Source organism: Pseudochelatococcus lubricantis, from assembly GCF_011762225.1.
Lineage (GTDB): Bacteria > Pseudomonadota > Alphaproteobacteria > Rhizobiales > Beijerinckiaceae > Pseudochelatococcus > Pseudochelatococcus lubricantis.
Genome location: NZ_JAASQI010000015.1, coordinates 1 through 24,566, shown reverse-complemented (window position 1 = coordinate 24,566; position 24,566 = coordinate 1). Strand labels below are relative to the sequence as shown.

The 24,566-nt window shown below is 63.7% G+C and carries 29 protein-coding genes; 10 read left to right on the top strand and 19 right to left on the bottom strand.

Annotated elements, in window-relative coordinates; all coding sequences use genetic code 11:
- Positions 1-269 precede the first annotated feature (269 nt).
- Positions 270-2,417: a ParB/RepB/Spo0J family partition protein gene (locus FHS82_RS20240; RefSeq protein WP_010398876.1), complete on the bottom strand. Its 2,148-nt coding sequence runs from the start codon at positions 2,415-2,417 to the stop codon at positions 270-272.
- Positions 2,418-2,823: 406 nt separating this feature from the next.
- Here FHS82_RS20240 and FHS82_RS20235 point away from each other — a divergent pair, with 406 nt between their 5' ends.
- Entirely contained in the window at positions 2,824-3,081 is a 258-nt protein-coding gene (locus FHS82_RS20235) for a hypothetical protein (protein ID WP_208394383.1), read from the top strand.
- A 115-nt stretch (positions 3,082-3,196) separates the two neighbouring features.
- On the opposite strand, the gene FHS82_RS20230 is transcribed toward FHS82_RS20235, so the two are convergent.
- From FHS82_RS20230 to FHS82_RS20195, 8 genes are all read right to left on the bottom strand, one after another.
- Entirely contained in the window at positions 3,197-4,144 is a 948-nt protein-coding gene (locus FHS82_RS20230) for a hypothetical protein (protein WP_010398871.1), read from the bottom strand.
- Positions 4,144-5,097, bottom strand: coding sequence for an ArdC family protein (locus FHS82_RS20225; RefSeq protein WP_010398869.1), 954 nt, complete (start codon positions 5,095-5,097; stop codon positions 4,144-4,146). Before FHS82_RS20225 ends, FHS82_RS20230 begins: the two co-directional genes overlap by 1 nt.
- Before the next feature lie 233 nt (positions 5,098-5,330).
- Entirely contained in the window at positions 5,331-6,047 is a 717-nt protein-coding gene (arsH, locus tag FHS82_RS20220) for an arsenical resistance protein ArsH (protein WP_010398867.1), read from the bottom strand.
- Entirely contained in the window at positions 6,047-7,102 is a 1,056-nt protein-coding gene (gene arsB / locus FHS82_RS20215) for an ACR3 family arsenite efflux transporter (protein WP_010398864.1), read from the bottom strand. Before arsB ends, arsH begins: the two co-directional genes overlap by 1 nt.
- A gap of 9 nt (positions 7,103-7,111) precedes the next feature.
- Complete coding sequence (gene arsC, locus FHS82_RS20210; protein WP_166956408.1) at positions 7,112-7,537, bottom strand: arsenate reductase (glutaredoxin); 426 nt, start codon at positions 7,535-7,537, stop codon at positions 7,112-7,114.
- An 8-nt stretch (positions 7,538-7,545) separates the two neighbouring features.
- Complete coding sequence (locus FHS82_RS20205; protein WP_010398859.1) at positions 7,546-8,073, bottom strand: arsenate reductase ArsC; 528 nt, start codon at positions 8,071-8,073, stop codon at positions 7,546-7,548.
- On the bottom strand, positions 8,066-8,437 hold the full coding sequence (locus FHS82_RS20200) for an ArsR/SmtB family transcription factor (protein WP_010398858.1): 372 nt from the start codon (positions 8,435-8,437) through the stop codon (positions 8,066-8,068). The genes FHS82_RS20205 and FHS82_RS20200 overlap by 8 nt, the downstream gene beginning before the upstream one ends.
- Before the next feature lie 136 nt (positions 8,438-8,573).
- Positions 8,574-9,320 (bottom strand): TSUP family transporter, encoded by a 747-nt coding sequence (locus tag FHS82_RS20195; protein WP_166956405.1) that lies wholly within the window; start codon positions 9,318-9,320, stop codon positions 8,574-8,576.
- 201 nt (positions 9,321-9,521) lie between these two features.
- Here FHS82_RS20195 and FHS82_RS20190 point away from each other — a divergent pair, with 201 nt between their 5' ends.
- Positions 9,522-10,943, top strand: coding sequence for an IS1182 family transposase (locus tag FHS82_RS20190; RefSeq protein ID WP_166956402.1), 1,422 nt, complete (start codon positions 9,522-9,524; stop codon positions 10,941-10,943).
- A 275-nt stretch (positions 10,944-11,218) separates the two neighbouring features.
- On the opposite strand, the gene FHS82_RS20185 is transcribed toward FHS82_RS20190, so the two are convergent.
- From FHS82_RS20185 to FHS82_RS20160, 6 genes are all read right to left on the bottom strand, one after another.
- Positions 11,219-12,016, bottom strand: coding sequence for a hypothetical protein (locus FHS82_RS20185; protein ID WP_010398846.1), 798 nt, complete (start codon positions 12,014-12,016; stop codon positions 11,219-11,221).
- Between the two features lie 165 nt (positions 12,017-12,181).
- Positions 12,182-12,757, bottom strand: a complete 576-nt coding sequence (locus FHS82_RS20180; RefSeq protein WP_010398844.1) for a PIN domain-containing protein — start codon at positions 12,755-12,757, stop codon at positions 12,182-12,184.
- Positions 12,747-13,193, bottom strand: coding sequence for a MerR family transcriptional regulator (locus FHS82_RS20175; protein ID WP_010398842.1), 447 nt, complete (start codon positions 13,191-13,193; stop codon positions 12,747-12,749). The genes FHS82_RS20180 and FHS82_RS20175 overlap by 11 nt, the downstream gene beginning before the upstream one ends.
- Before the next feature lie 76 nt (positions 13,194-13,269).
- Positions 13,270-14,616 carry a tyrosine-type recombinase/integrase gene (locus FHS82_RS20170; protein ID WP_166956399.1) on the bottom strand — a complete coding sequence of 449 codons (1,347 nt, stop codon included), beginning with the start codon at positions 14,614-14,616 and terminating at the stop codon, positions 13,270-13,272.
- A gap of 199 nt (positions 14,617-14,815) precedes the next feature.
- Entirely contained in the window at positions 14,816-16,456 is a 1,641-nt protein-coding gene (locus FHS82_RS20165) for a recombinase family protein (RefSeq protein ID WP_166956396.1), read from the bottom strand.
- Entirely contained in the window at positions 16,453-16,677 is a 225-nt protein-coding gene (locus FHS82_RS20160; RefSeq protein ID WP_208394382.1) for a hypothetical protein, read from the bottom strand. The genes FHS82_RS20165 and FHS82_RS20160 overlap by 4 nt, the downstream gene beginning before the upstream one ends.
- A gap of 262 nt (positions 16,678-16,939) precedes the next feature.
- On the opposite strand from FHS82_RS20160, the gene FHS82_RS20155 reads away from it, so the two are divergent.
- On the top strand, positions 16,940-17,587 hold the full coding sequence (locus FHS82_RS20155; RefSeq protein WP_166956390.1) for a DNA methyltransferase: 648 nt from the start codon (positions 16,940-16,942) through the stop codon (positions 17,585-17,587).
- Between the two features lie 135 nt (positions 17,588-17,722).
- Here the strand turns inward: FHS82_RS20155 and FHS82_RS20150 are convergent, their stop codons facing one another.
- The 3 genes from FHS82_RS20150 to parA form a co-directional block, all read right to left on the bottom strand.
- Complete coding sequence (locus FHS82_RS20150; protein WP_246225474.1) at positions 17,723-18,445, bottom strand: helix-turn-helix domain-containing protein; 723 nt, start codon at positions 18,443-18,445, stop codon at positions 17,723-17,725.
- 358 nt (positions 18,446-18,803) lie between these two features.
- Positions 18,804-18,983, bottom strand: coding sequence for a plasmid partition protein ParG (locus FHS82_RS20145; RefSeq protein ID WP_166956384.1), 180 nt, complete (start codon positions 18,981-18,983; stop codon positions 18,804-18,806).
- 211 nt (positions 18,984-19,194) lie between these two features.
- The gene (parA, locus tag FHS82_RS20140; protein WP_166956381.1) at positions 19,195-19,869 is read right to left on the bottom strand and encodes a ParA family partition ATPase; all 675 of its coding nucleotides are present in this window, start codon (positions 19,867-19,869) and stop codon (positions 19,195-19,197) included.
- 174 nt (positions 19,870-20,043) lie between these two features.
- On the opposite strand from parA, the gene FHS82_RS20135 reads away from it, so the two are divergent.
- Positions 20,044-21,015 carry a hypothetical protein gene (locus FHS82_RS20135; RefSeq protein WP_166956378.1) on the top strand — a complete coding sequence of 324 codons (972 nt, stop codon included), beginning with the start codon at positions 20,044-20,046 and terminating at the stop codon, positions 21,013-21,015.
- Here the strand turns inward: FHS82_RS20135 and FHS82_RS20130 are convergent.
- Positions 21,012-21,200 (bottom strand): hypothetical protein, encoded by a 189-nt coding sequence (locus FHS82_RS20130; protein ID WP_246225473.1) that lies wholly within the window; start codon positions 21,198-21,200, stop codon positions 21,012-21,014. The genes FHS82_RS20135 and FHS82_RS20130 overlap by 4 nt on opposite strands.
- Positions 21,201-21,832: 632 nt before the next feature.
- Here FHS82_RS20130 and FHS82_RS20125 point away from each other — a divergent pair.
- From FHS82_RS20125 to FHS82_RS20100, 6 genes are all read left to right on the top strand, one after another.
- A complete protein-coding gene (locus tag FHS82_RS20125) occupies positions 21,833-22,741 on the top strand; it encodes an ArdC family protein (protein WP_166956375.1) in 909 nt (302 codons plus the stop codon).
- Positions 22,742-22,958: 217 nt separating this feature from the next.
- A complete protein-coding gene (locus FHS82_RS20120; protein ID WP_306766310.1) occupies positions 22,959-23,228 on the top strand; it encodes a type II toxin-antitoxin system RelE/ParE family toxin in 270 nt (89 codons plus the stop codon).
- Positions 23,225-23,542, top strand: coding sequence for a helix-turn-helix domain-containing protein (locus FHS82_RS20115; protein ID WP_166956369.1), 318 nt, complete (start codon positions 23,225-23,227; stop codon positions 23,540-23,542). The genes FHS82_RS20120 and FHS82_RS20115 overlap by 4 nt, the downstream gene beginning before the upstream one ends.
- A 5-nt stretch (positions 23,543-23,547) precedes the next feature.
- Positions 23,548-23,799 (top strand): type II toxin -antitoxin system TacA 1-like antitoxin, encoded by a 252-nt coding sequence (locus tag FHS82_RS20110; protein ID WP_166956366.1) that lies wholly within the window; start codon positions 23,548-23,550, stop codon positions 23,797-23,799.
- A 116-nt stretch (positions 23,800-23,915) separates the two neighbouring features.
- A complete protein-coding gene (locus FHS82_RS20105; protein WP_208394385.1) occupies positions 23,916-24,218 on the top strand; it encodes a HigA family addiction module antitoxin in 303 nt (100 codons plus the stop codon).
- Between the two features lie 7 nt (positions 24,219-24,225).
- Positions 24,226-24,525 carry a hypothetical protein gene (locus tag FHS82_RS20100; protein WP_208394381.1) on the top strand — a complete coding sequence of 100 codons (300 nt, stop codon included), beginning with the start codon at positions 24,226-24,228 and terminating at the stop codon, positions 24,523-24,525.
- Positions 24,526-24,566: the final 41 nt, after the last annotated feature.

Here is a 24,566-nt window from a genome sequence, read left to right as displayed (position 1 = left end):
GGATGACAACAGGGGCGTTTCCGAACCGGGCCGCGGCTGCAACGGTGGCGAGGAGCCTCCAGCACCAAGCCGATAACCTCAATCACGTCTATGAGCGGAAATCCCACTGAGAGGGGAACCGGCTACCGCCATTTGACGGCCGGCTGGTAGATAAATGTCGGAGGTGGGAGCTCCCTGAAAATGAAAAAAGGCCCGACGACGGATCGCCGGGCCTTGAAGCTGAAAATGAAGACGGCGGGGCGGCTTCGACCGCCCGCCGGGGTTTGGCGTCATTCCGCGGCGATCATCGCTGGCGCCTCGGCTTCCGGGTCTTCGGCGGTTTCCTCGTCCTCGTCCTCACCGGCAAGGAAGGCTGGGAGCGCCGTCTCGGCCTCGCCTTTCGAGGTATCGGACGTGGTCGGCTCGTCATGGTCGATCAGGCGCAGCGGCTCCGGTAGCCAGCCACTGTCGGCCAGCAGGCGTTCGGCCTCCTTGGCCATGTCGCCCTTCTTCAAGTGGTCGATGAGCTGGGCCGCGCGTTCGCCCGCGCCTTCGCGGACGGCCGCAAGAATGCGGGGCTTGGTGACGCGGCCGAGATAGTTCTCGACCGTGGGTCGGAAGCCGACGTCCACCATGTCGAGGCCGGTGGCGCGGGCCAGTCGATCGGCCTCTGCCATACGCCGGTCGAGACCCGACTGCGACACGCCGCTGCCGCTGTAGGGATTGGGCCGTTCATAGAGGGCGTTGATCCCATAGCTGACGCAATGCGCGAGCAGCGCCATGCGGCTGGCGTCGTCGAGCACGGCGAGCCAGTCCCACAGCGCATCCTCATCGGCTGGTAGGTCAGCCTTCCAGTCCTCATGCCGCTGGATGACGGACTTGGCATAGGCCGTCTCGGCGAGATCCTTGCCCTGTTCGCGGAAGAATACGTGATTGACGGACGCCTGCAGGCTGGCGCCGGAGGTGGCCGTCCGCTGGAAGGTGTCGCGCACGAGCTTGTGCAGCAAGGCGGTGAACGCGACCTGGGGATTGGCGCCCACGGCATCGCGGAGCGCCAGGGTGCGGTGCGCAGTCAGCTCGGTAACGAGCCGTTCGGGCAGCGGCTTGATGACGTCTTCCTCGTCGTCATCCTCCGGTTCGGCCGACTGGCCGCCGATGGTGATGACGGCGCGCTGAACGGTGCCGGATGCCGCGACTTCGGTACCGGTGGCTTCGGCCTCGCCGTCGGGGTCCTCGACGCCGACCGGCGTCTCGTCCTCCGGGCGCACATAGCCGCGATCGACGACGGGCTCGCCATTGCGGTCGACGCTGATGAAGACGCCGCCACGCGCGATGTCGGCCGGATCGTAGATGACCGGGCGCTTCTCGAAGGCTTCGAGCGCCGTCTCGATCTCGCCGAGACGCTGGTCGATCTCGTCCGGCAGCTCATCGGCTTCCGAGTATTCAGCCTCGATCCGTTCGTATTCCTCACGCAGGGCTTCTCGGGCCGCGCGCTCGTCATCGTTCAGATCGACGAGGGTGAAGTCGAGCGCCCGCAGCCCCTGATCGTAGCCATAGGGCAGATCGGTATCGACGGTGATCCACTTCCAGCCCTCGGCGGCGATTTCCTCGGCGAGGGTCTTGAGCTTCTCCGCGACCAGGCGGTCGAGAAGCGCGGGGTCCTGAAGCCAGCCGCCTCCATCGGTCTGGAAGAGATCGCGCAGCACGCTGCCGCCCGCCTGCTCATAGGTTTCGATGCCGATGAACAGGGCGCGCTTGTCGGTGGCCGGCACCGTGGTTTCAGTGAGCAACTGGCGGATATACCAGGGCTGGCGATTGTGGGAGGTCTGGACCGCCTCCCAGACCTGCTCCTGGCGGGCATGGTCGGGATTGACGGTGAAGGCCATCAGCTCTTCGAGCTTCATGCCGTCCTCGGCATAGATGTCGAGGAGCGTGGGCGAGACAGAGGCCAGACGCAGGCGCTGCTTCACCACCTGCGCGGTCGTGAAGAAGGCCGCAGCGATCTCCTCCTCGCTCATGCCCTTGCGGCGCATGTCATAGAAGGCCCGGAACTGATCGAGAGGATGCAGCGGCACGCGCTGGGTGTTTTCGGCGAGGCTGTCGTCCTCGGCGAGAATCGACGTGGAGGGATCACGCACGACGCAGGGCACAGGCGCGTTCCTGGCGAGACGCTTCTGCTTCACGAGGATGGCGAGCGCCTGATAGCGGCGACCGCCGGCGGGAACTTCATACATGTCGGTCTCATCGCCCCTGGCGTCGAGGACCGGGCGGACATTGAGGCTCTGGAGGAGCGTGCCTCGGCGGGCGATGTCCTCGGCCAGTTCCTCGACCGAGACGCCGGCCTTGACGCGTCGGACATTCGATTGGCTGAGCACGAGCTTGTTGAAGGGGATGTCGCGGGAAGGCGACAGGATGATTTTCTGGGCGGCAGTAGCCATCGTGGTAGTCTCCGCGACGGGCGCCGAGAGCCTCTCTCTCGACCCGAACCCGTCACGAAAATCCCCACCTCCCTCTCACTCTGCTGGTCGGACCCTGTCGTCTGGCCAGGGGCGAGAACGGAACGGCGATGTTCAGGACTGTCTTCCTGTGCCATAGGGATTGCATCGCCTGCGGCTTGAACACCGCATCGATCGCATCAAGCGTTTGAACACTGGGTCACCGACTATGTCGGGCGGCCCACGGAATAGAATACCCATCGGCGTCGGGCTTGCCCGGCGTGGGAAATACGTGGGGCGCGGTTCCCAGTGTTCACGCGTGTTCAACCGTCCCGGCGCCAGTCGGGGCGGCGGGGAATTGTCTATGGACGCTATGATTTCTGGCTGGAGAAATCCGCCCTGGGCGGACTTGGCGCGTGTTCTGCGCCGATGGCTGGGGGCGTCGCCAGCCCGCCATGTCCGCTTTTCCGAGGCGGACCGGGCCGTCATCACCGCACAAGGCAAGGCACTGATGCTGTTGGCGACAATGCTTCACGCACGGGGCGTGATGGATATGGAGGAGTTCGCCGGCACGCTCGCCGTGTTCAGCGTGGTTGTCGCTGAGGACAACGCGGCCGAAGGCGATATTCTCGCTGTCTGGGCAGGGTTGATGAAGGACGGCCGGTAGGCTGAGCGTCGTGGCGCAAGGCTGCAAGCTGACGAACCGGAAACGCGGGAAAACGCAGAAGCGGACACCCGGAAAGCCGGAGAAGCGGCTTTGCGCCTTTGCGGCTTTCAGGGAATCAGACCCCGCACATGCCCTCGCACTCGTTCGGCCAGAGATCGAGCTGGCCGCGGTCGGCGGCCGTCGATAGGTCGGCTTGGTCGAGCGGCACGGCGGAGCGGTGCAGATAGACTTCGGCGCGGATGCCGCGGAAACCGGTGCGGATGGCGGCGTCGACCGACACGGCGTCCGCCCAGGCTTCGGGATCATGGTCGCGCATCTGTCGCCAGTGATCGTCGGAATGAAACGGACACCCGATGCAGGCGCTTTTGGGCGGCAGAGGATAATCGTGCCGTTCCAGCCAGCGCAGGCAGTCCTGTCGGGTCAGGCCCCGCTCGATCAGGGGCCAGCGGTTGACCTGCCAGCTCTCGAAAGAGGGTTTCATGCGAAGGGCCTCGTCGAGCGAAATCCCGATCCATTGCTCGGTGACCGGCGACGTGGGCGAGCGCCGCCCGGCGATGCCGAGCAGCTCGCGCACTTTCCGCCTGATCGGCACGATCTTGTAGTCTCCGGTGCATTGGCGGCGGATCATGCCGATGTTGGCCCGCTCGGTAGCCACGATGCGGGAGCCGACAACGACGAGATCGCCGTTTTCGTCCTCGTCATAGACGGGAAGCTCGCTCCCGGCAGGCGTCACGGTGCGGGTGAAGGCTGGAATGGAGGCCCAGCGCTCGCCCTGTGCGCCGGCGATGAGGTCGGCGCGCAGATCCCCGGCCGAGACGATATGGACGGGAAACGGCAGGACATTGGGCGACCGCAGCCAGGCGAGATGGTCATAGACGGCCTGCGGCTCCCACCCGGTATCGGCGAAGATGGCGCAATCGGGCATGGGGCCGACTTCGCCATGCGCCGCCATCAGCGCCAGCGTCGTGGACTGGACGCCGGCGCCGAGGCTGAGGACGCGCAGGCGGATGTCGGCCGACTGCGCGGGGTCGGGGACGAAACCCGGAAAGGCGAGCGCGTTCATCACGCCGCCTCCCGCTCGTCGTCGTTCTGGTCGATGCTGCCGGCATCCGGCAGGAAGCTGAGAAGCCAGTCGGCCGCCTTGCTGGCTTGGGAGGCGGCTCGGACGATGGCGCGATTGTCCTCGCGCAGGACGTCGAGCCAGGAGCCGATATAGTCGGCATGGCGGACGGTCGGAGCGATGCCGAGCGAGGCGCAGCAGAAGGCCGCGTTGATCTCGGCGATCAGCTCCTCGAAGGCGTATTTCTTGGTGCCGAAGGAGCCGGAGAAATCACGGCCGAGGCGCAAGGGATGGCCCGTCGCGTGTCCGAGCTCATGCAGGGCCGTACGGTGCCAGTTGATCGGCTCGAAATACGCCTGCGGCGGCGGAACGACGACATAGTCATGCGCCGGGACATAGAAGGCGCGGTCTCCGCCGATGCGGAAGTCGATGCCGGTCGCCCGGATCAGGGCCTCGACGCGCGGCTCGATCAGGCCCGGTTCGGGCGGCGGTGCGACGACGGCGATTTCTTCAGGCAGGCCGTCGCATTGAGCGGCGTTGAAGACCGTGAAGCGCTTCAGGAACGGAATCGCCTGAGCGTCCTCGCCGGCCTCGCGGGCGCGGCGCTTTTCGTCCTCGGGGGTGAAACGATCAGCATAGACGACGGTGGTGCCGCGCTCGCCCTTCCTGACATTGCCGCCGAGGGAAAGCGCCTGGCGGAAGGTGAGCCAGCTCTGGCCGGGGAAACCATGCTCGATGACGGCGCCCCAGAGGATGAGGACGTTTATCCCCGAATAGCGCCGGCCTGTGGCGGCGTTCTGCGGCATGGCGAGCGGCGCCTTGACAGCGGCCGAGCCCCAGGGCTGAACCCAAGGGAAGCGGCCGGCCTCCAGTTCGCCGATGATCTTGTTTGTGATATCGTCGTAAAGGCTCGCCCGATCCGAGCCGGGGCGCGCGCTGCGATCCTGTCTGGACATCGCGGTTCTCCGCGACGGGCGCCGGAGACCTCTTCTCCAGCCCTCAACCCGTCACGGCAAACCCGGTCCGCACTCTCACTCTAAAGGGGGCGTTGCGGGGCAGGCTGTGCAGAAACTCATCCTGAGCCCTGCGGCTGACCCTTCCCGCACTCAGAGACGCGGTGCGACCCAAGCTAGCTCTGCCCTCAGAGACTGGTCACTTCGCGAGCAATGATGCCGGAATGTTAAAGTGTTCAGGTCGCGACCGTCAGATTGACCCGCCGCATCAGGGCCTCGCCGCTCTCCTTGCGTTCGGAATAGCGTTCGGTCAGGTAAGGTGAGACGTCGCGCGTCAGCAGTGTGAACTTCATCAGTTCCTCCATCACGTCGACCACTCGATCATAATAGGACGACGGTTTCATCCGGCCCGCCTCGTCGAACTCCTGAAAGGCTTTGGCGACGGAGGACTGGTTGGGGATCGTCACCATCCGCATCCAGCGGCCGAGCACCCGCATTTGGTTGACGGCGTTGAAGCTCTGCGAGCCGCCGGAGACCTGCATGACGGCGAGTGTCCGGCCCTGCGTTGGCCTTACCGCGCCGACCGAAAGGGGAATCCAGTCGATCTGCGCCTTCATCACCGCGCTCATCGCACCGTGACGCTCCGGGCTGGTCCAGACGTGACCTTCTGACCAGAGCGAGAGCTCGCGCAGTTCCTGCACCTTGGGATGGTTGACCTCAGCCCCATCCGGCAGCGGCAGGCCGGACGGATCGAAGATACGTGTTTCGGCCCCGAAATGCTTGAGCAGACGCTCGGCTTCGAATGTCAGGAAGCGACTGTAAGATCGCTCCCGGAGCGAGCCGTAAAGCAGCAGGATACGCGGTGGATGGGTCGAGAGCGTTGCTGCGCGCAGCCGGTCAATGCCGGGAATATCAGCGCAACCGGCATCAAGATTGGGAAGCTCGTCCGGCATCAGCGATGCGCCTCCGCCAGTCTGGAGACTTTGCCGCCGCGTTCATACCAGCCTTTGGAGCGGTTCACGATCCAGACGACCGAGAGCATCACCGGCACCTCGATCAGCACGCCGACAACCGTGGCGAGCGCCGCACCCGAATGAAAGCCGAACAGGCTGATGGCGGCGGCGACCGCCAGTTCGAAGAAGTTCGATGCGCCGATCAGCGCCGAGGGACCGGCAACGCAATGCTGTTCGCCGGCCACTCGGTTCAGCAGATAGGCAAGGCCGGAGTTGAAATAGACCTGAATCAGGATCGGCACGGCCAGCAGACCGATGATCGCCGGCTGCGCGATGATCTGCTTGCCCTGAAACCCGAACAGGAGAACGAGTGTCGCCAGCAGCGCAACGAGAGACGCCGGACCGAGCTTTGCAAGAAGCCTGTCAAGCGCGGTCTGCCCGCCGCTCGCCAGAAGCCGGCGACGAATGATCTGTGCGATGATGACGGGAATGACGATGTAGAGCACGACCGAAAGCACCAGCGTGCCCCATGGCACGGTGATGGCCGACAGGCCCAGCAGCAGGCCGACGATGGGCGCGAAGGCGACGACCATGATGGCGTCGTTGAGCGCGACCTGGCTCAACGTGAAATGGGGCTCACCCTTTGTAAGGTTCGACCAGACGAACACCATGGCCGTGCATGGCGCGGCGGCAAGGATGATGAGGCCGGCAATATAGCTGTCGATCTGGTCCGCAGGCAGGTATGGCCGGAATAGCCAGCCGATGAACAGCCAGCCCAGCAGCGCCATCGAGAACGGCTTCACCGCCCAGTTGATGAACAGCGTCACGCCGATGCCGCGCCAGTGCCGGCTGACCTCGCCCAATGCGGCGAAGTCGATCTTGAGCAGCATGGGGATGACCATCAGCCAGATCAGCACGGCAACCGGCAGGTTGACCTTAGCAATTTCCATCGCGCCGATGGCATGAAATGCGCCCGGCAGAAAATGGCCAAGTGCGATACCGACGACAATGCACAGGGCGACCCAGAGGGTCAGGTAGCGTTCGAAGGTAGACATAGGATCCCCTCAGGCCGTTGCGACGCGCCGGCCGTGTTCGTCGATCACGCGCTCGCCGTCTTCCTTGACGAACGCGCCGTGCTGCGGCGGCAGGAGGTCGAGCACGTCGTCGGACGGTCGGCAAAGCCGAACGCCCTTCGGGCTGACGACGATGGGCCGGTTGATCAGGATGGGATGCGCCATCATCGCATCGAGCAACTCCTCGTCGCTCAGTGCCGGGTTGCCCAGGCCAAGCTCAGCATAGGGCGTGCCCTTCTCGCGCAGCAGGGCGCGGACGGGGATACCCATGCGCGCGATGAGCTGGGTGAGCATGTCCCGAGACGGCGGTGTCTTGAGATATTCGATGACATGTGGCTCGACGCCTGCATTGCGGATCATCGCCAGGGTGTTGCGCGAGGTTCCGCAATCCGGGTTGTGGTAGATGATGACGTCCATTGCCTGCCTCACGCCGCGCTGTTGCGTGGAGACGACGCACCTTCGGACTGGCCGATCTCAGTCAGCTTCGTGCGGAGCGACGCCTTGTCGAGACTGGCGACCGGCAGGGACGTAAAGGCCGAGATGCGGTTCTTCATGTAGCGGAAAGCGGCAACGAAGGCGGCTTCCTTCTGGATGTCCGGCCCATCGACGGCGGCGGGGTCTTCGATCCCCCAATGGGCGGTCAGGGGCTGGCCGGGCCAGACCGGGCAGGCTTCACCGGCGGCACTGTCGCAGACGGTAAAGACGAAATCCATGACAGGCACGTCAGGCTCGGCAAACTCCTCCCAACCCTTCGAGCGGAAGCCCTCGGCGGGATAGTCAAAGCTCTTCAAAACCTTCAGCGCAAAGGGATTGACCGCGCCCTTCGGCTGCGACCCGGCAGAGAAGGCACGAAATCGACCCTCGCCATCCTTGTTCAGGATGCTCTCGGCGAGGATCGAGCGCGCCGAGTTGCCGGTGCAGAGGAACAGAACATTGTAGATGCGGTCAGTCATGGGTGGCCTCCTTGGCGGCGAGGGTATGCGGTGAGCAGCAAGGGGAAATATCGGCGATCAGCGGCGCGCAGATTTCCGGGCGGCCACCGCAGCAATCCTTGACGAGAAAGCCCGCGAGCTCCCGCACAGCGTCGAGCCGCGCCCGATAGATGATCGAGCGGCTGTGCCGCTCGGCATCGATCAGACCGGCGCGCGTCAGCGTCGCCAGATGCGTGGACATGGTGTTGTGCGGGACATCCAACCGGCGGGCGACTTCGCCCGCGGGCAATCCGTCCGGCTCGTGCTCCATCAGCAGGCGGAACACGTCGAGGCGGGTCGGTTGCGCGAGCGCGGCGAAAGCAAGGATGGCGTTTTCTGATTCCATATGTCGAGACTAATCGACATATGGGCTGAAGTCTAGACCGGGACGATCCATAGTTTCCACCTCATCGGGTAACCAGGGATAATCGCATCACGGTGGGGAGATCGCTGAAACTCGGTTGTGACAGGTAAGCTGGCCGTCACCCGAACAGCAGCCTCACGCCCGAGGCGAGAAGGATTACCGCCAGAATGATGCGCAACCATAGTTCGGGTAGGTAACGGCTACCGATGAAGGCCCCGAGCGAGCCGCCAACAGCGACGGCGATCAGCCACCCGGGTAGCGCACTCGGGATCTGATCCCACCAGGCATAGGCTCCAAGCAGTGCGGCAGCCGAGTTCATCAGGTTGTAGACGGCGGTTGTCGCCGCAGTCTGGCGTGCTGTACCCCAGTTCATCGCGAGGATTACCGGCGCGAGGAATACGCCGCCTCCGGTCCCTGTCGTGCCGGATATGAAGCCAATGATCGCACCCGTTGCCAGTGCCGGGATGAAGGGCGGATCGGTTGGCAGGGCAGCAGATGATCCAGATCTACGAAGGGCCGTCCGCGCCATCTGGACGGCCGACAGGACGAGAACCACCCCGACGACCGGATAATAGATATCCGGGGGTAGCTGGACAGATCCGCCGAGCAGCGAGAACGGGAAGCCCAAGATCGCAAAAGGCCAGACACGTCGCCACGACAGCCTTCCAGCCTTCAGGAACATGGCTGTCCCGATGGCTGCGACCAGCAGATTGAGGGCGAGCGCGGTCGTCTTCATCGCCAACGGCGCAAAGCCGACCAGCGCCATGATCGCGATGTAGCCAGACGCCCCGGCCTGGCCGACCGACGCATAGATCAGTGCGATGAGGAAGAAGGCCACCGCGAGCCAGAGACCATCCAATTCCACCTTGCCAGAACCTCATCATGGTCCGCATGCCGAGCGTGCGACAGCGCGCGCGTTCCCCGATGCTTCTTTGTCTATCACCAGAGTGGTGCGAGCAATATGTTCTGGTGGCGCCCGCAGTAGATATTGCTCGTATTGCCAAGCATTTACTGGGGTTAGTTGCCCATGGATGCTACACTTCATTACTTGCGGCACGGAGGCACAATGGGACGCTTTATTGAGGGATATGACCGAAGCCAGCCGCTTCTTTTACCTGCCTGCGTCGATGACTACGTGCCGCAGGAATCTCTCGTCCGGGTCGTCGACGCCTTCGTTGAAACCCTCGATCTCACGGCGCTTGGCTTTGAGCGCACTATCTCGGCCGCAACGGGGCGACCCGGTTATCATCCAGGCGATATGCTGCGGCTGTATATCTGGGGTTACCTGAATCAGTGGCGCTCTTCGCGCCAGTTGGAGCGCGCCTGCCAGCGCGACCTGGAGGCCATCTGGCTGATGCGGCGGATGACCCCGGACTATCGGACCATCGCAGCGTTCCGGCACGATAATCCCGAAGCGATCATCGCCACGGGCGCCGCATTCATCAGATTCTGTCGCGAGAACGGCCTTGTCACTCCCGGCAAGGTGGCGTTGGACGGGACCAAGATGCGGGTGATTGCCAGCGCGAAGAACATCGCAGGAGCAGATCGTCTGGCACGCGACATCGCTCACGCCGAAACAGAAATCGCCTACTATCTCGACCGTCTCAACATAGCGGATCAACACCCGGCGGACGCGCGAGATCAGACGGTCAATCGCGCGGCTTTTGCCGGCGCGATCGCGTCGCTCGAACGCCGCAAGCAGCGCTTGGAAAAGCGGCGGGCCGAGCTCGCTGAGCACGATACGAACGTCGTGGTCTTCGGAGAACCGGATTCAAGACCAATGGGGTATGGCCGGGCGCCGAAGTTCCCGGCCTATAATCTCCAGAGTGTCGTCGATATCGAAAGTGGCCTGATCATTCACAACGATGTCGCCAACGAAGCCAACGACAGCCAGTTGCTGCATCCAATGGCGATTGCGGCAAAGCAAGTGCTCGACGTCGACCAGCTCGAAGTGCTGGCGGACGGAGGCTACTCGAATGCGCAGGAGGTCGCGCGCTGCGAGCAAGACGGTGTACGAGTAGCGGCTCCGATCAAACGTGGTGCGATGAGCGCGCAATACTTCCGCCCTGTGCAGTTCGTCCATGACGAGGAAACCGACACGATCCGCTGCCCGGCTGGTGAAACCATGCATCCCAAGGGCAAACATACCCGAAATCGGGCGATCCGTTACAGAACGCCCGCGTGCCAGACTTGCCACATCAAGCCGCAGTGTACGCCAGGATATCAGCGCACCATTCACAGGCTCGTGGATCAGGGCGCGCTCGATCGGATGGAGCGTCGGGTTCACGAGAACCCTGATCTCATGACGATCCGGCGCTGCACGGTGGAGCATCCCTTCGGCACCATCAAGCGAATGTCTGGCGGAGGCCGCTTCCTGACCCGGGGTTTGCGGCGGGTGAAAGCCGAAGCTGCCCTCTCGGTCCTGGCATTCAACATCATCCGCGCTTCGAACGCCTTCGGGACCGGGGCGCTGATGTCGCGGGGCTAAGAACCCCGCTCGATTCAGTTCGCGTCATCGCGCCTGCACTGAATTGTCGCCGAGTTTCTGCACAGCCTGGGGGTCTCCCCGCAGAAGGGGGTGCGCCGGCAACGAAGTGCCGGCCAGGGGGAAGGCTTTCCCCCGCCAAAAATGCAGACAGTCGTGGAAACGATGGTTGCGAGCCCTGCCGGGCAAACCCGATCAACCGTCCTGATGCCGTGAGGCTGTTGGAGGCGACCGCGCCGCCATACTGCCGTCAGCCGTCGTACTGCGCGAAATTGAGATCATAGAGGAGGCTGTCGATGGTGATGCCCGTCTTTTCGCAGAACTCCAGCATCTCTACCCAGGGATTGCCGCCGGGATCGCGGGTCCCACAGCCGCACGATATATTGCTGGTAGCCATGCCCTTCGGTGATATCGCCAAGCAGGTGATGCTCCAGCAAAGTCATATGCTGACGCAGCCTGGTTTTTCCAAGGTTGAACGCGCCGACCACGTCTTCGGCCGGCAGGTCATCGACGTCCCGACGTCTCATGCGTTCGGCCAGCTTGATGGCGAATGCCCGCTCTTCGAGGGGAAGCTCCTTCAGCCTGTCGATGAAGGTGGTCAGCCCGGCGACTTCCTCGTCGAGATTCATCGAGTCGGTGACATCGAAGACCTCTCCGAACCGCTTCAGCGTTTCCGGATAGGTGGGCAGCCTGGCCTGGGTCGTGTCCGTGATCTGCGCGATGAGCTGTAGCTCCGCCCGTTTGAAACGATCTTCGTGATCGGCCTTGTATTTGCCCAGCACCTCGACCGTGTAGGTCGTCACATTGGGCTGATGGTCGATGATGTCATGGTGCTTGCCGCAAACCAGAAGCAGGTTTTCAAAGGCGCGGCGGTCTTCGTTGCTCATGTCAACGTCGAAGCGCGGCCCGCCTTTCTCGGCGGCGCAGATATGGGCGACCTTGCCCAGCATGGCGCCGCTTACGTCGACAAGCTGCTCCTGACAATCGGGGACGGCACACTGGTTTCCGCTATAGGCGAAGAGCTTCTTTACGGTAGAGGGTGTCGGATTAAGTCTTTCGACCGTTTTCTTGGCCATGTTCGCGGAAACATCCCTCTGAAATGAACTACAATTATATTCTATTACGATGCTGTTGCCTGCCCACCTGGTGAGCGCAAGGGGCACTGAGGAACAGCCTCGCATCGTAAATCCGTAAACCCGCAGAGCTGGAGAACCGGGTTTCAGCAAACCCGGAAAGCCGCCCTAGAGGTCGCTGACGTGGTTCTCGATCTGCGCCGCGAGCTTGACCAGCCTCTGGTCGCGCAGGATGCCGACGAAATCGGCGGCCGACACGCGCGTCCGGCTGAGATTGCTGCGCGCATTCGCCAGCGAGGCGAGCAGCATATCGGGAGCCTGCTCGTAGAGGCTGACGAGAAAGGCGTCCGGCGATTGCCGCGCCAGACCATGCTTCCTCAACTCGGCGACGGGGAAGTCACGCAGGTTCCAGGTGACGATCATCGACGCGCCAGCCTCGATCGCCGCCGCCGCGACGTGGCGGTCATCGGGATCCGGCAGGCTCACGGTGTGGATATGCCGATCATAGCCGGTAATGGTCGCCTCCGGCACGGCGACGTTCATGAGCTGCTTGGTGGCTTGCAGGTGCTCGGGCGGAAGACCCGGCGTATTGGCCAGTAGGTTGCGTATCCACTCGTCATGGATCGCCTCCGTCCAGTGCGCATCGACCAGACCGTCGACCGCCGCCTGCACAACGACATTCCTCAGATGGAAGGGGTAGAGGATGCAGGCATCGTAGATGGCGACGGCGGACTTAAACGCCATAGCGAAGATGGAGATCCTCGGCGTCGGCGGCGAGGTCCTGCATGGCCTTGCGCCGGACGTCGAGCTTGGCCTTCAGCGTCAGCACGTCCTTGAGCGAGGCGCGGCGGTGTTTGCCGACATAACGGAAGGGCAGATCGCCCCGGTCCATGCGCAGCACGACGAGCGGGCGCGAGATGCCGAGGATTTCGGACGCCTCGGTGGGGCTCAGCTCCTGATCCTCGGAAAGAACCGCCACGCGCTCGCCGCTGAGCAGGTGCGTGATCAGGGCCTCGACGGCGCTCGCCGCCGCGGGCGGCAGGGCCAGGGTCTCATCGTGACCGTCGCGGCGCCGGACGCGCAGCTCGACGCGGTCGCCCTCTGCCAGCTTGGGCAGAGGCGAGACCTTCTTGCGGTCGCGGTCCGAGAGACCGGCGAATTTGACGACTTGGCTGGCCATGATGGGTTCTCCTGACCAGCCAATATAGTCGTTGCGGGCTCCAACTGCAATAACTGAAACCCCCTGATGGTGTCGGTTACGCCGCAAGAGGCAGCTCCTCCTGCTCGTTGGCGGCCGCCGATTGGAGGAAACGCGCCAGCGCCGCCTTCCGGGAATCCCGGTCGAGGGCATAGGCGGTCTGCTTGAAGGCGACGCCATCGAGAAGGCCCTTGATGTAGCCGGAGATGGTGTCTGCGGCCATGATGAGCGCAGTGTCGAGGCTATGGATGTATTTGCTCGTCACTGACCCCTTGGAGTGGCCGACCAGCGCCGCGATTGTGACCTCGGTGAAGCCGAGATCGTTGCCGATGCTGGCGAAGCTGTGGCGCAGGACGTGCGGCGTGACATCGGCTAGCGGCGTGTCCTTGAAGATCTGCTCCCAGTGGTTCGGGAAGCTGCCGAAGGCGTTGTCCTCGCCCTGGCCGGGGAAGACATAGGTGCCGGTCAGGTCCTTGCAGCGTTCCTCGAGATATTCGACGACGGGAAGCCCGATGGGGCGGACGGAAGCGCCTTCCTTGCTGTCGACGAGGCGCAGGCAACTGCCCGCCGCGTCCACCTCGGTCCGCATGAGCCGGATCATCTCGGTGCGGCGGCAGCCGGTCATGGCGATCTGGCGGATGATGTCGACCGTCATCGCGTATTTCTCGGTCTCGGCCGCGTTTCGCAGAATGTCGCCCAGGATGTGATACTCCGCCTCCGTCAGACGGCGGTTGCGCACATTGTCCTTCGGCTTCTTCAAGCCGTGGGCGGGATTGCGGTCGATGATGCCGGCCTCGACGGCATAGGTGAGGATGCCGCCGAGCAGGCCGACAGTGCGGGTCGCCGTGCCCGCGCCGCCGCGCACGATGGCCTTGCCGCGCAGCTTCTTCGTCTTGACAGAGACTCGCGTCTTGCCGGCCATGATGTCCTTGAGGACTTTGTTGATGTCGGCCTTGACGAGATCCTTCACCCGCCGCGTGCCGATCAGCGGGATGATGTGCCGCTCAATGCGGCCGGCGTCGGTGACGATGGTCGACGGCTTCTTGGGGCGACCGCCCTTGCCGAGGATCAGTCCCGCATTCAGGTCGGCGACATAGAGGGCGCACAGCTCCTTGACGGTGATGGCCTGATGGTCGAGCTGGCGTTCCTCGGACGGGTTCTCGCCCTTGGCGACGCGACCAAGCTGAACCTTAGCCTCCTGCCGGGCGGTCTCTGCCGTCCAGATACCGTGCAGGCCGATCGTGAAGCGTCGCGTCCGGCCGGCGGCGCGATACTGGATGAGGTAGCTACGCTTGCCCGAGGTGAAAACGCGAAGGCCGAAGCCGGGCAGCTCGTCATCCCAGATGAAGTAGTCCTTTTCACGGACGTCGGCGGCGTCCACTATGCGCTTGGTCAGTTTTGCCATGTGGCTTCTCCTCTGCTGGAGAGGGGCTGTTTCCGCGGAAGCACCACGGAAGCAGCCGGATGAAGATCGGAGCGAAATTTTGGATAGACATTTCGGCGTAGAAAACCCCATAGTCCAGTGGTTTCAATGGGTTATCGTAGCCTAGCGTGCTCTATCGTGCATTTCGGATAGGCAGCCTAAATTGCTCCGAAGGCAAAGGTCACACGTTCGAATCGTGTCGGGTGCGCCATTTGCGAACAAAACTGGGCACTCCTGCGGGAGTGGCCCCGCCTCCCATGACAAGACGCTCCAGAACGGTCCGGCGACCGTGGATGTGGATTTCCCGGTCATCGACTTCCACCCCGTCGATGACGGCGCGCAGCCAGGCGCGGCGGAAGGGCGTGTCGCCCGACAGCACGTTGTCGCGCATGGTGCCGACGAAGGAAGCGATCTTTTCTTCCGTGATCCGCGCTTCCGGGCGCATTTCCGCGACGGCGCGGTCGAACGCGGCCTGCGCAATGTCGCGTTCGGTTTTCACCGCCGCGATGCGGTCTTTCAGCGTCGGGTCGTTCGGATCGGCGATGCCGTTCTCGATGGCCTGATAGAGCCGCGTCAGCCGCCCTTCCGCCTCTGACAGCTTGCCCCGCAGCGCCGTCAGGCGGTTGCCGTAGTCCTCATCCCTCTTCGTCTGGCGATCCATCAGGCCGCGCAGCATGTCCGCCACGCGGTCGGGCATCAGCAGCTCGTCGGAGACGCGGTCCATGACCGCATTGTCGAGCCGGTCCATCGGCACCGAGCGGCCGGCGCAGGCGGTCTTGCCCTTCTGCGCTGCCGCCGCACAGACATAGTAGCGGTAGCGCCCCGACTTGCCCGTGCGGATGGTCATGCCCCCGCCGCAACTGGCGCAGGTGGCGATGCCGGTCAGCAGGATCGGCCCGGTGACGACGCGCGGCGGCAAAACCTTGGGATTGCGCTCCCTCATCTGCGCCTGGAGCGCGTCGAAGACGGCCGGGTCGATGATCGGATCGACCGGCACGATGATGTGCTCGGAGACGGGCTTGGGCTTCCGGGTCTTCGAGTCCATGCGGTTGAAGACAGCCTCGCCCTTGTAGACCGTGTTCGAGATCAGATTGTAAAGCGGGCCGATGCCCCACCGCGCGCCGCCGCGGGTGCGATAGCCGCGCTCGTTCAGCCAGCACACCGCCGCCTTGACGCCCATCGGCCCCGTGGTGCCGTCCCCTTCCGTCAGCAGCCGGAACATCAGGCGCACGGTCTCGGCCTCGACCGGGTCGATGGCGAGCTTCTTCTTGAAGCGCGCGCCGCGCTGCCCGACCACGACCGTGGTATAGCCGAAGGGCGGAGCCGCGCCGTTCCAGAAGCCCTGCCGGGCATTCTCGTTCATCGAGCGGCTGACATGCTTGCGAATCTCGTTCGACTGATACTCGTCGAACAGCGCGAAGACCTGACGCACCATGACGCCGACAGGATCGTCGCCGACATCCTGCGTCATCGACACGAGCCGCACGCCCGCCTTGGCGAGACGCCGGACGTGCATTTCCTGAAGGAAGGCGTCGCGCATGAAGCGGCTCAGGGAATGGACGACCACCACGTCGAACGGCGGCGCGCCGTTCGTCGCCAGATCGAGCAGGCGCTGCAATTCCGGGCGGTTGTCCGTGGTGCCGGACAGGCCCGCATCGACAAACTCGTTGACGACCTCCCAGCCCCGCGCCTTGCAGAAGGCGGTGGCCTGGCGGCGCTGATCGGGAATCGACAGATCGCTTTCGGCCTGACGGCCCGTGGACACGCGCATGTAGAGCGCAGCGCGTGAGGCGACGGGCTGTTCGGCAGGTGCGGTTTTCATTGTCTGGCCCCCCGGCGTTTCGGAATTTCCTCAAGTTCACCATGCATTTGCGGCGGTTCCGAGTCGGCTGAGAACAAATCGCGCAGCGCCTGTCCGAGAAAGGCTTCGATGGCGTCGAGTTCGGCATTCGAGACCGGCAGGCCGGCAAGATCGTCCGTCACCACGAAGTCGAACGACTTGGCGGGCGAAGGCATGCCGGTCCTGGGATCGACGGTTTCCATGCCACCGTGATCGCACCAACCGCACCACCCCGTATTGCGCACAAACTGGTCAGGATGGCTGCGCTGGCCTGTCCGGCCATGCCTCGCTCCTGCCTTGCGGTTTCATTGACACCGGCGTTCTGGCGGACCGCGCCAAACCCGCAATGGCCTGCCCGCTCCTTCGCCTCCGGCTCCCGTGTTGACCATTCCCCTTGCGGTGCGCGCCCGGCTTCTTCGGCCCGCCCTGTCACGCGGCATCAACCGCAACAGACAGGAGGATGCCATGACCTACAAGACCAACCAGCTCCGCAATTCGATCCAGCACGGCGACTGCATCGAGGTGATGCGGCAGATGCCGGCCCGCTCCGTCGATTTCATCCTGACGGACCCGCCCTATCTCGTCCGCTACAAGTCGCGCGACGGGCGCTCGATCGCCAACGACGACAATGCCGACTGGCTGGAGCCGGCATCGCGCGCGATGTTCCGCGTCCTGAAGAACGACAGCCTGTGCGTGAGCTTCTACGGCTGGACCCAGACAGACCGCTTCATGAGCGCCTGGCGCGCGGCGGGATTCCGCATCGTCGGCCATATCGTCTTCCGCAAACGCTATGCCTCGCGGGCGCGGTTCGTCAGCTACACGCACGAATCCGCTTACGTGCTGGCCAAGGGCCGCCCGGTGCTGCCGGCGAACCCGCCGGCCGATGTGATCGATTTCCCCTACAGCGGCAACCGGCTCCATCCGACGCAGAAGCCGGTGGCGGCGCTGAAGCCCCTGATCGAGGCATTCTGCCCCGAGGGCGGGCTGGTGCTGGACCCGTTCTGCGGCTCCGGCTCGACCCTGGTCGCGGCCAGTGAGGCAAACTGCGACTATCTCGGGATCGAGCTGGACCCCGCCTATCACGGGATCGCAGCCCGGAGGCTGGCGGCATGACGCCGCCGCCTTTGGCCGAGGATCGCTCAGGATGCGTTCTGGCCCTGACCGGGCCCGAACCACCCCCTGAAGGCAATACTGCACTCTCCGGCCCGCAATCGGGCAGGAATCGGCATCGACGGAGAAGCCGCTGCCCTATGCCGGCAGGACCGGCGGCAGGCCGGCGAGCGGCTTTGTTTCCATATAGCTGCGGAATATCCCGTCCATGCAGCGCATGGCCCATTGCTGGACCCCCATGCGCTGGCTTTCCACCCTCGCATGGTAGTCCTTCGCCTTGGAATAATATCCCTTGCTCTGATTCAGTGACTCCGGTGTCGCCCCTGGATTTCCAAGGCTTCCCGGCCAGCGATGGCGGTGATGCGCGGCCATGAGCGGCGAGAGCAGCCGCACGATGAGGCCGACGCACATCCGTGCCCGCTGCGAGACGACCACATCGACCGCGACATAGCCTTCCCTCTCAAGCTGGCGGAGATAGCGTTGCACGGTGCGCCGGCAACGGCCGAGCGCTTTTGCGAGGTAAGTGACTGTCACCGGCAGCGCCCTGTCGTCGCGGTGCGCTCGGTAGGTCAGCTCGGCGAGCTTGCGGGCGCAGCGCCGCGCGCCGTCGCTCAGGTTCGGATCGTCCTCGATGCGCGCGGCCAGCTCGGGCACATAGGCCCGGCTGTCGCGCGGCGCGGGCTTGCGCGGCCGCTCCGTCTGCGCATAGCGATGGCAGGTGTTGAGCGAGCGTCTGCCCCGTTCGGTGCGCGGCACCGGCACGGGCTCCCGCTCCGATGACGCCGGCCCGCCCTGGCTGGCGATCCGGTTCTTGAGACGCGCCGCCGATTCGATGAAGGCGGCTTGCGGATCAGTTTGCATAGTCACTGGTTTCCTCCCTTTGGCATGGAGAAAACCCGCAGAAACTCAGGGTGCACAAATCCGTCGCAAAATATGCTTGCGATGTTTTTAGCAATTTGAGATATTCGGATTGTCACATCACGAATATCAAGATTTGAAACACCCGCTTCGGCGGGTTTTCTTTTTGTTAGTTCACTAAATCCTCATAATAAATCAGGCATGATTTCACGCGGCCCGAAACGGACCAATGCGAATTGTCCGCAATGTCCGGCGCTATAGCAAGTCAGTTCTGTCCGGCAAGGGTTTCCGCGCCTTTCAGCGCAATGCGAAACATGCGGCAGCGGCCCGTTGCCGCCGCCATCGGCGAATCGCCCGATGGCTAGGCGCGGCCGGCATCCTCTTCCAGCTCGGCCGTGCGCCGCTCGATAAAGGCGCGAACCTCATCGACCATCTTGCGCTTCGTCATGGCGCAGGCGGTCTTGAACCGCGTGTGGGTCGGCTCCGACAGGTCGATCGTCAGCCGCACGACGGAGCCGGAAATCCGTGTTTCCGTGTCCACGGATTTCCGGGGTTCAGGCTTTGCGGCGATCTGTGAATCCGTATCGGCGGATTTCTGTGAAGGCGGGTTTCCGTGTTCACGGGATTCCGCCTTTGCGGGAATACGGGTTCCCGCATCGCCGTGTTCACGGCTTTCCGCATTGGCGGCTTTCCGTGTTTCCGTGTTCACGGAAGGGGAAGCCCTGCCGGTTTCCTCGAAAGCGGCGATCTGCTCAGGCGTCGGTTGCCTGACGGGCTTTTTCAGGTCCGCGAATGTTTTCGTGCTCGCCATAACGCAACAACTCCTTCACCAGCTTGTCCATGTCCTTTGCAGCCTCGCTTTTTGCCGCCCACTCGAAGATCGTCCGGCCCGCCGTCAGCGCCTCGGCGAAGACGACGCGGTTCTGGATCTCCGTGCGGAGGATCTGAATGCCGGCGTCGGCGGCGTAGGCTTTGGCCTCGCGGCCGATCACCGTGTTTGCCTGTTTCCGTGAAACCAGAAACACGGCTTCGAGCTGTTCCTTCAGCGCCCGGCCGTTGTTGACGGCCTCGATCGTTTCGGCCGCTGCCCACAGGGAGGGGCCGCCCGGCTCGATCGGAATGACGACGAGGTCGGAGGCGATGACGACCGAATGCGCGATATCCTTGCCGCGCGCCGGGCCGTCGATGATGGTGTGCGTATAGTCGGCAGCCATCGCCATCGCGTCGCGCGCCATCTTCGGACGCGGCAGCGAGGCGACGACGAAGGGTGTCGTCTCGCGCAAGCTGGCCCATTGCGCGGAGGTCTGTTGCGGATCGGCGTCGATCAGCAGGACCTTATGGCCGGAGCGGGCGAGACGGGCGGCCGTATTGACCGCGAGAGTAGTTTTTCCGACGCCGCCTTTTTGATTGAGGAATGAAATAATCATGCCGGTATTCTACGGCGTGGATGCGAAAACACGGAAACAAAGAAACAAAACTATCCACATCGCGAGAATTGTCATAATTTCGCGTGTGGAAAACCATCGATCCGCAGACATATTTCGATCTATAGTTGCGGCGAAGGGTGGCGCTGACCATGCAGAGCAGCGCAACGCTGTTGCATGTTCAAGATCATGAAGGTCGAGACGAGTTACACGCAGGACATCGACTCGCCGAGCTACGAGGCCGATATGCTGGACCCCTCCAACTATCAGCCGCATATCCTCTACCTGTCGAAGATCGACGCGCGCTATTGGTGGCATTCCGAGCGCCGCGCCGCGCTTGCCTTCACCACCTTGCGCGAAGCTACGGCGATCGTTGCTGCTTACCGCGCGCACAGCGGCGACCGTCATTCCCGCATCCAGGTCATCGAGACGGGAGAGAAGAAAGCAATGCCGATGACAGAGGACGACTTGCCCGAGGAGGAATGGACAGGACGGCCGCAGGACGATCCGCGCTACGTCGCAGCGGCGAAGGCAGCCCGCGAGGCGTATCTGGCCGCGCATCCGCCTGTCGATTGCTGGATCGATTCGGTTCAGACGATCGACCTCTATCTGGAAGGCCGGCACCGCGCCCGCGTCTTTCCGCGCAAGGCATGGGCCGACATCTTCGATGAAAACGGCAACACGACAGCTACCGTCACCTATCTGCGATCTGAGACGGCATTCGGTGCTGTCGAAGGCCACCTTCGCGTCGGACGTATTGCCGAGGTGCGCGACGACAGCAACGAGGGCGGCGGAGAGATCAGCCGTTTCCTTCGCAAACAAGCGGAGAAAGATGCCGCGAATTTCCGTTCAGCCTGTCCGCCTCCTGATGAGGCCTCCCACTATTTGCAGGAGGCCATCCGCGCCTCGAAGTCTTTCGGCGGCGAAGAAATTCCGGCGGCGCGCAAATGGCGCGACATGATCGGCAACGCCCTGGACGCGATCGCCGCCAACGACCGCGCTGCCGCCCACGGCATCGTGCTCACGGCGCTATCCGGCATGGACGAGGATGCCCTCCTTGATTGGCAGATGGCCTGGGTTGACTGCGCCCGCGCCGCCGAGGCGCTGCGCAGGGATTTGGAGAAGGCAGGCGGCGAAAGTCGGGGCTAGAAGCCCCGCGCTCCCGCCGTCATCGCCAGCGCCCGCGAGATATTCTCGATGCTGGCGAGGCCGTTGCGGCGCTCCGGCGTGCCGGTGGCGGTGCGGGCGAGAGCCTGCGACGCCTGCCGGAACAGGGCGTGCAGTTCCGTCTCGGTGCGCTGTTGCAGTTCGGCGATGGTCAGTAAGCGGTTCATGAGTTCCTCCACTCTGTTGCGACCGGCTTGATTGCCGGCCTTGTGAATGCCCCCGGCGTCGGGATGGACGGCGCGCATGCGAAAAAACCGAGGGGAATCGCCCGCCTGCAACCCTTGTGGTGAAGGCAGGGGATACGGGGCTTTTCGCTTGCGCGGGGAACGGACAGGCCGGCGCACATTCACATCAGGTCCGGCAGGAAAGGCAGGTCGTGAACACGGGTTCGGAAGGGACTCGGGGAGCGATTGCTGATCTTCGCTGAACAGGACAGGGCAGCGGCAGGGAACGGGCGCGACCGCGTTGCGGCCAGGCTCGCAGGCTTCGCCCGGAACCGGCCACGGGCCGTTTCCGCCATCCGGTTTTGATCCTTCGCGCGAAGAGTAGCGGTGCCGGCTTTGCCGGCGCTTCGACACGCGGGCCGGTGCCCGCCGTCTGAAGACGGGGGCTTGCAGCCCCCCTTCGTCAAGGACTGGACGCGAGCGCAGCGCGCCGGGTTTCCCCAATATTCCGCGCCGTTGGCGCAGAATCCCGGGTGATCCCCCTCCCGGCGCACTGGTCCTTGTCGATCTCCCCCCGCTCATTGGCGCGGGCCTAGTCCGGTTGCATGCGCAACCGAAAAACTAGGAGAAAACCAATGAAATCTGATATTTACCAGAGAGTTACCGACCAGATCGTTGCCGATCTTGAGAAGGGAGTCCGGCCTTGGCACAAGCCTTGGAACGCAGGCCGCGCCGCCGGACGCATCACCCGACCCTTACGGGCGAACGGCGTCCCTTACCGTGGTATCAACGTCCTGATGCTTTGGGCGGCGGCAACCGCCAGCGGCTTTACCGCCCCGCTGTGGCTGACCTACAAGCAGGCGCAGGAATTGGGCGGGCAGGTGCGGAAGGGCGAGAAGGGGAGCCTTGTCGTCTATGCCAACACCATCACCAGAACGGAGCAGGACGAGGCGAGCGGCGAGGATTTGGAGCGGGAAATTCCTTTCATGAAGGGATACACCGTCTTCAACGCCGAACAGGTGGACGGACTGCCCGCGCATTTCTATGCCGTGCAGGCCCCGGCGCTCGACCCCGTGCAGCGCATCGACCGGGCGGAGGCTTTCTTTGCCGCCACCGGCGCGGAGATCAGGGAAGGCGGCGACCGTGCCTATTACACCGCCGCCGGCGACTATGTGCAGATGCCGCCCTTTGTCGCCTTCGCGCAGCCGGAAGGATTTTACGCCACCTTGGCCCATGAGCTGACTCACTGGACGAAGGCCCCGCAGCGCCTCGGCCGCGACCTTGGCCGCAAGCGTTGGGGAGACGAAGGCTATGCGATGGAGGAACTCGTCGCCGAGCTGGGCGCGGCGTTCGTTTGCGCCGATCTGGCGCTGACGCCGGAACCGCGCGCCGAGCACGCCGCCTATATCGGCTCATGGCTGAAGGCGCTGAAGGACGACAGGCGCGCCATCTTCACCGCCGCCGCCCATGCGCAGTGCGCCGCTGATTACCTCATCGGCTTGCAGCCAAAGGAGCAGGAGGAAGGGGAAAGGGCGGCCGCATAGGCCGCCCGCCAGGGCAGAAAAATCGCGCCGCCGGGCATCCCGGCGGCGTTTCCGCTTGCGGCGACCGACGAAAAATTGCCGCCCGGCATCGGGCCGGGCGGCGGCGCGCTACGCGCGGGCAGGCAGCACTTGCAAAATATTGCAAAAATGGTATATTCTAGTAATGGAGTGGTCAGTCGAGTTTTTGGATGCGGATGTAAGGGCGGAGCTTTCCGCCATGCCGCGCGACATCCGGGCGAGCTTCGAGCGAATCGTCGGGCTGATCCAGTCTCATGGCCTGGAAAGGATGCGAGAACCCTACATCAAGCATCTCGAAGGGCCGCTTTGGGAAATGCGCATGAAGGGCAAGGATGGCATTGCCCGCGCCGCCTATGTCACGGCAACCGGTCGCCGGGTGGTTGTCGTCAGGGTATTCCCGAAGAAGACCCAGAAGACGCCCCGGCGCGAAATCGAGCTGGCCCTGAAACGGGCGAAGGAGGTTCTATGAGCCGCAAGTTCATCCCGGTCGAGGAGGCTTTCGCCGAATGGCGGAAAGACCCCGAATACATGGCCGAATACGACGCGCTGGAGGAGGAGTTCGCGCTTGCCTCCGCGCTGATCCGCGCGCGCGGCGAAGCCGACATGACGCAGGAGGAAGTGGCGAAGGCCATGGGCACGACCCAGGCCGTTGTCGCCCGGCTTGAAAGCGGGCGCACCATGCCTTCGACCCGGACGCTGCAACGCTTCGCCAAGGCCACGAAGTCCCGGCTGCGCATCAGCTTCGAGCCGGATACGTCCGACTCCGCTCCGGCGGGCCGATAGTCCCGATGGCTGAACCGGAAGACGATGACCCCATACGCGGCAGCGGCAACGTCTTCCGTGACTTCGACAGCACAAACGCCGAAGCGCTGATGTCCACCGATAGCCCCACCGTCATCACGTTGTCGCCGGACGACCAGAAGCGCCTTATCGAGCAGGTTACGGCTCCGCCGGAGCCGACCGATGGCCTCAAGCGCGCCGCCAAGGCTCACGCCGCGTTGATCCGTCCGCCGCAAGGTTCGGATAACGGGAGCCTATGAGGCCGGCTTTATGTCAACCGTCAATTGACGTTTGACGAATAAAACCGCCCCCTGATACGCTGACCGGAGAATCAGCATGGAGGCTCCCGCCCGTGGCTCCCGCGAAAAAGATCAGGATGGCGTCCCCGGCTCATCCCGGCAGCTTCGTCCGGGCCGAGGTCGTCGAGGCCCACGGTCTTTCCGTCACCGACGCGGCGAAAGCCCTGGGCATCACGAGGGCGGCTTTGTCGGCCTTCATCAACGAACACACCGCGCTATCGCCGGACATGGCGCTGCGCATCGAGAAGGCGTTCGGCGTGTCGATGGATACGCTCATGCGCATGCAGAACAGTTACGACATCGCGCAGGCCCGCCAGCGCGAACACGAAATCAAGGTGCCGCCGTTCCGAGGCCGGTCGGCAGGCCAGGGGGAGTTGTGAGGGCAACATGAGCGCCACAGCCGCGCAATCCACTCCGCTGACCGAAAAAGCTGCCCTCATGGACCTCGTGGCATGGGCGGAGAAGCGCCCCGCGTGGCAGAGAGATGCCCTCCGTCGGCTGGTCACAGGTGAAACGCTTGACGATCTGGCGATTGCGGAACTTACGGAGCTTTGCCTCGATCCCACGCGCAGCCATACGCCGATTTCGCAATCGCATATCGTGGCCGAAACCAGCGCAGCAGAGCCGATTTCACTAGGTCGTAGTGAGGAATTAACAAAGGGGATTCCCAACTTCGGGAGATCGTGATTCAAGGCTACATTTTGGAGCTCAGCCAGATGAACGATCAG

Excerpts from the sequence above, each read along its gene's own strand:
- FHS82_RS20160 (WP_208394382.1), bottom strand. The coding sequence starts at position 16,677 with ATGGAAACCGTCGATCCCAGGACCGGCATGCCTTCGCCCGCCAAGTCG.
- FHS82_RS20110 (WP_166956366.1), top strand. The coding sequence starts at position 23,548 with ATGGCTGAACCGGAAGACGATGACCCCATACGCGGCAGCGGCAACGTC.
- FHS82_RS20205 (WP_010398859.1), bottom strand. The coding sequence starts at position 8,073 with ATGACTGACCGCATCTACAATGTTCTGTTCCTCTGCACCGGCAACTCG.
- FHS82_RS20200 (WP_010398858.1), bottom strand. The coding sequence starts at position 8,437 with ATGGAATCAGAAAACGCCATCCTTGCTTTCGCCGCGCTCGCGCAACCG.
- FHS82_RS20125 (WP_166956375.1), top strand. The coding sequence starts at position 21,833 with ATGAAATCTGATATTTACCAGAGAGTTACCGACCAGATCGTTGCCGAT.
- FHS82_RS20130 (WP_246225473.1), bottom strand. The coding sequence starts at position 21,200 with ATGAACCGCTTACTGACCATCGCCGAACTGCAACAGCGCACCGAGACG.
- arsH (WP_010398867.1), bottom strand. The coding sequence starts at position 6,047 with ATGCCGGACGAGCTTCCCAATCTTGATGCCGGTTGCGCTGATATTCCC.
- parA (WP_166956381.1), bottom strand. The coding sequence starts at position 19,869 with ATGATTATTTCATTCCTCAATCAAAAAGGCGGCGTCGGAAAAACTACT.
- FHS82_RS20175 (WP_010398842.1), bottom strand. The coding sequence starts at position 13,193 with ATGGCCAGCCAAGTCGTCAAATTCGCCGGTCTCTCGGACCGCGACCGC.
- FHS82_RS20100 (WP_208394381.1), top strand. The coding sequence starts at position 24,226 with ATGAGCGCCACAGCCGCGCAATCCACTCCGCTGACCGAAAAAGCTGCC.
- FHS82_RS20155 (WP_166956390.1), top strand. The coding sequence starts at position 16,940 with ATGACCTACAAGACCAACCAGCTCCGCAATTCGATCCAGCACGGCGAC.
- FHS82_RS20135 (WP_166956378.1), top strand. The coding sequence starts at position 20,044 with ATGTTCAAGATCATGAAGGTCGAGACGAGTTACACGCAGGACATCGAC.
- arsB (WP_010398864.1), bottom strand. The coding sequence starts at position 7,102 with ATGTCTACCTTCGAACGCTACCTGACCCTCTGGGTCGCCCTGTGCATT.
- FHS82_RS20115 (WP_166956369.1), top strand. The coding sequence starts at position 23,225 with ATGAGCCGCAAGTTCATCCCGGTCGAGGAGGCTTTCGCCGAATGGCGG.
- FHS82_RS20150 (WP_246225474.1), bottom strand. The coding sequence starts at position 18,445 with ATGCAAACTGATCCGCAAGCCGCCTTCATCGAATCGGCGGCGCGTCTC.
- FHS82_RS20180 (WP_010398844.1), bottom strand. The coding sequence starts at position 12,757 with ATGGCGTTTAAGTCCGCCGTCGCCATCTACGATGCCTGCATCCTCTAC.
- FHS82_RS20120 (WP_306766310.1), top strand. The coding sequence starts at position 22,959 with ATGCCGCGCGACATCCGGGCGAGCTTCGAGCGAATCGTCGGGCTGATC.
- FHS82_RS20190 (WP_166956402.1), top strand. The coding sequence starts at position 9,522 with ATGGGACGCTTTATTGAGGGATATGACCGAAGCCAGCCGCTTCTTTTA.
- arsC (WP_166956408.1), bottom strand. The coding sequence starts at position 7,537 with ATGGACGTCATCATCTACCACAACCCGGATTGCGGAACCTCGCGCAAC.
- FHS82_RS20170 (WP_166956399.1), bottom strand. The coding sequence starts at position 14,616 with ATGGCAAAACTGACCAAGCGCATAGTGGACGCCGCCGACGTCCGTGAA.
- FHS82_RS20225 (WP_010398869.1), bottom strand. The coding sequence starts at position 5,097 with ATGTCCAGACAGGATCGCAGCGCGCGCCCCGGCTCGGATCGGGCGAGC.
- FHS82_RS20185 (WP_010398846.1), bottom strand. The coding sequence starts at position 12,016 with ATGGCCAAGAAAACGGTCGAAAGACTTAATCCGACACCCTCTACCGTA.
- FHS82_RS20230 (WP_010398871.1), bottom strand. The coding sequence starts at position 4,144 with ATGAACGCGCTCGCCTTTCCGGGTTTCGTCCCCGACCCCGCGCAGTCG.
- FHS82_RS20240 (WP_010398876.1), bottom strand. The coding sequence starts at position 2,417 with ATGGCTACTGCCGCCCAGAAAATCATCCTGTCGCCTTCCCGCGACATC.
- FHS82_RS20105 (WP_208394385.1), top strand. The coding sequence starts at position 23,916 with ATGGCGTCCCCGGCTCATCCCGGCAGCTTCGTCCGGGCCGAGGTCGTC.
- FHS82_RS20165 (WP_166956396.1), bottom strand. The coding sequence starts at position 16,456 with ATGAAAACCGCACCTGCCGAACAGCCCGTCGCCTCACGCGCTGCGCTC.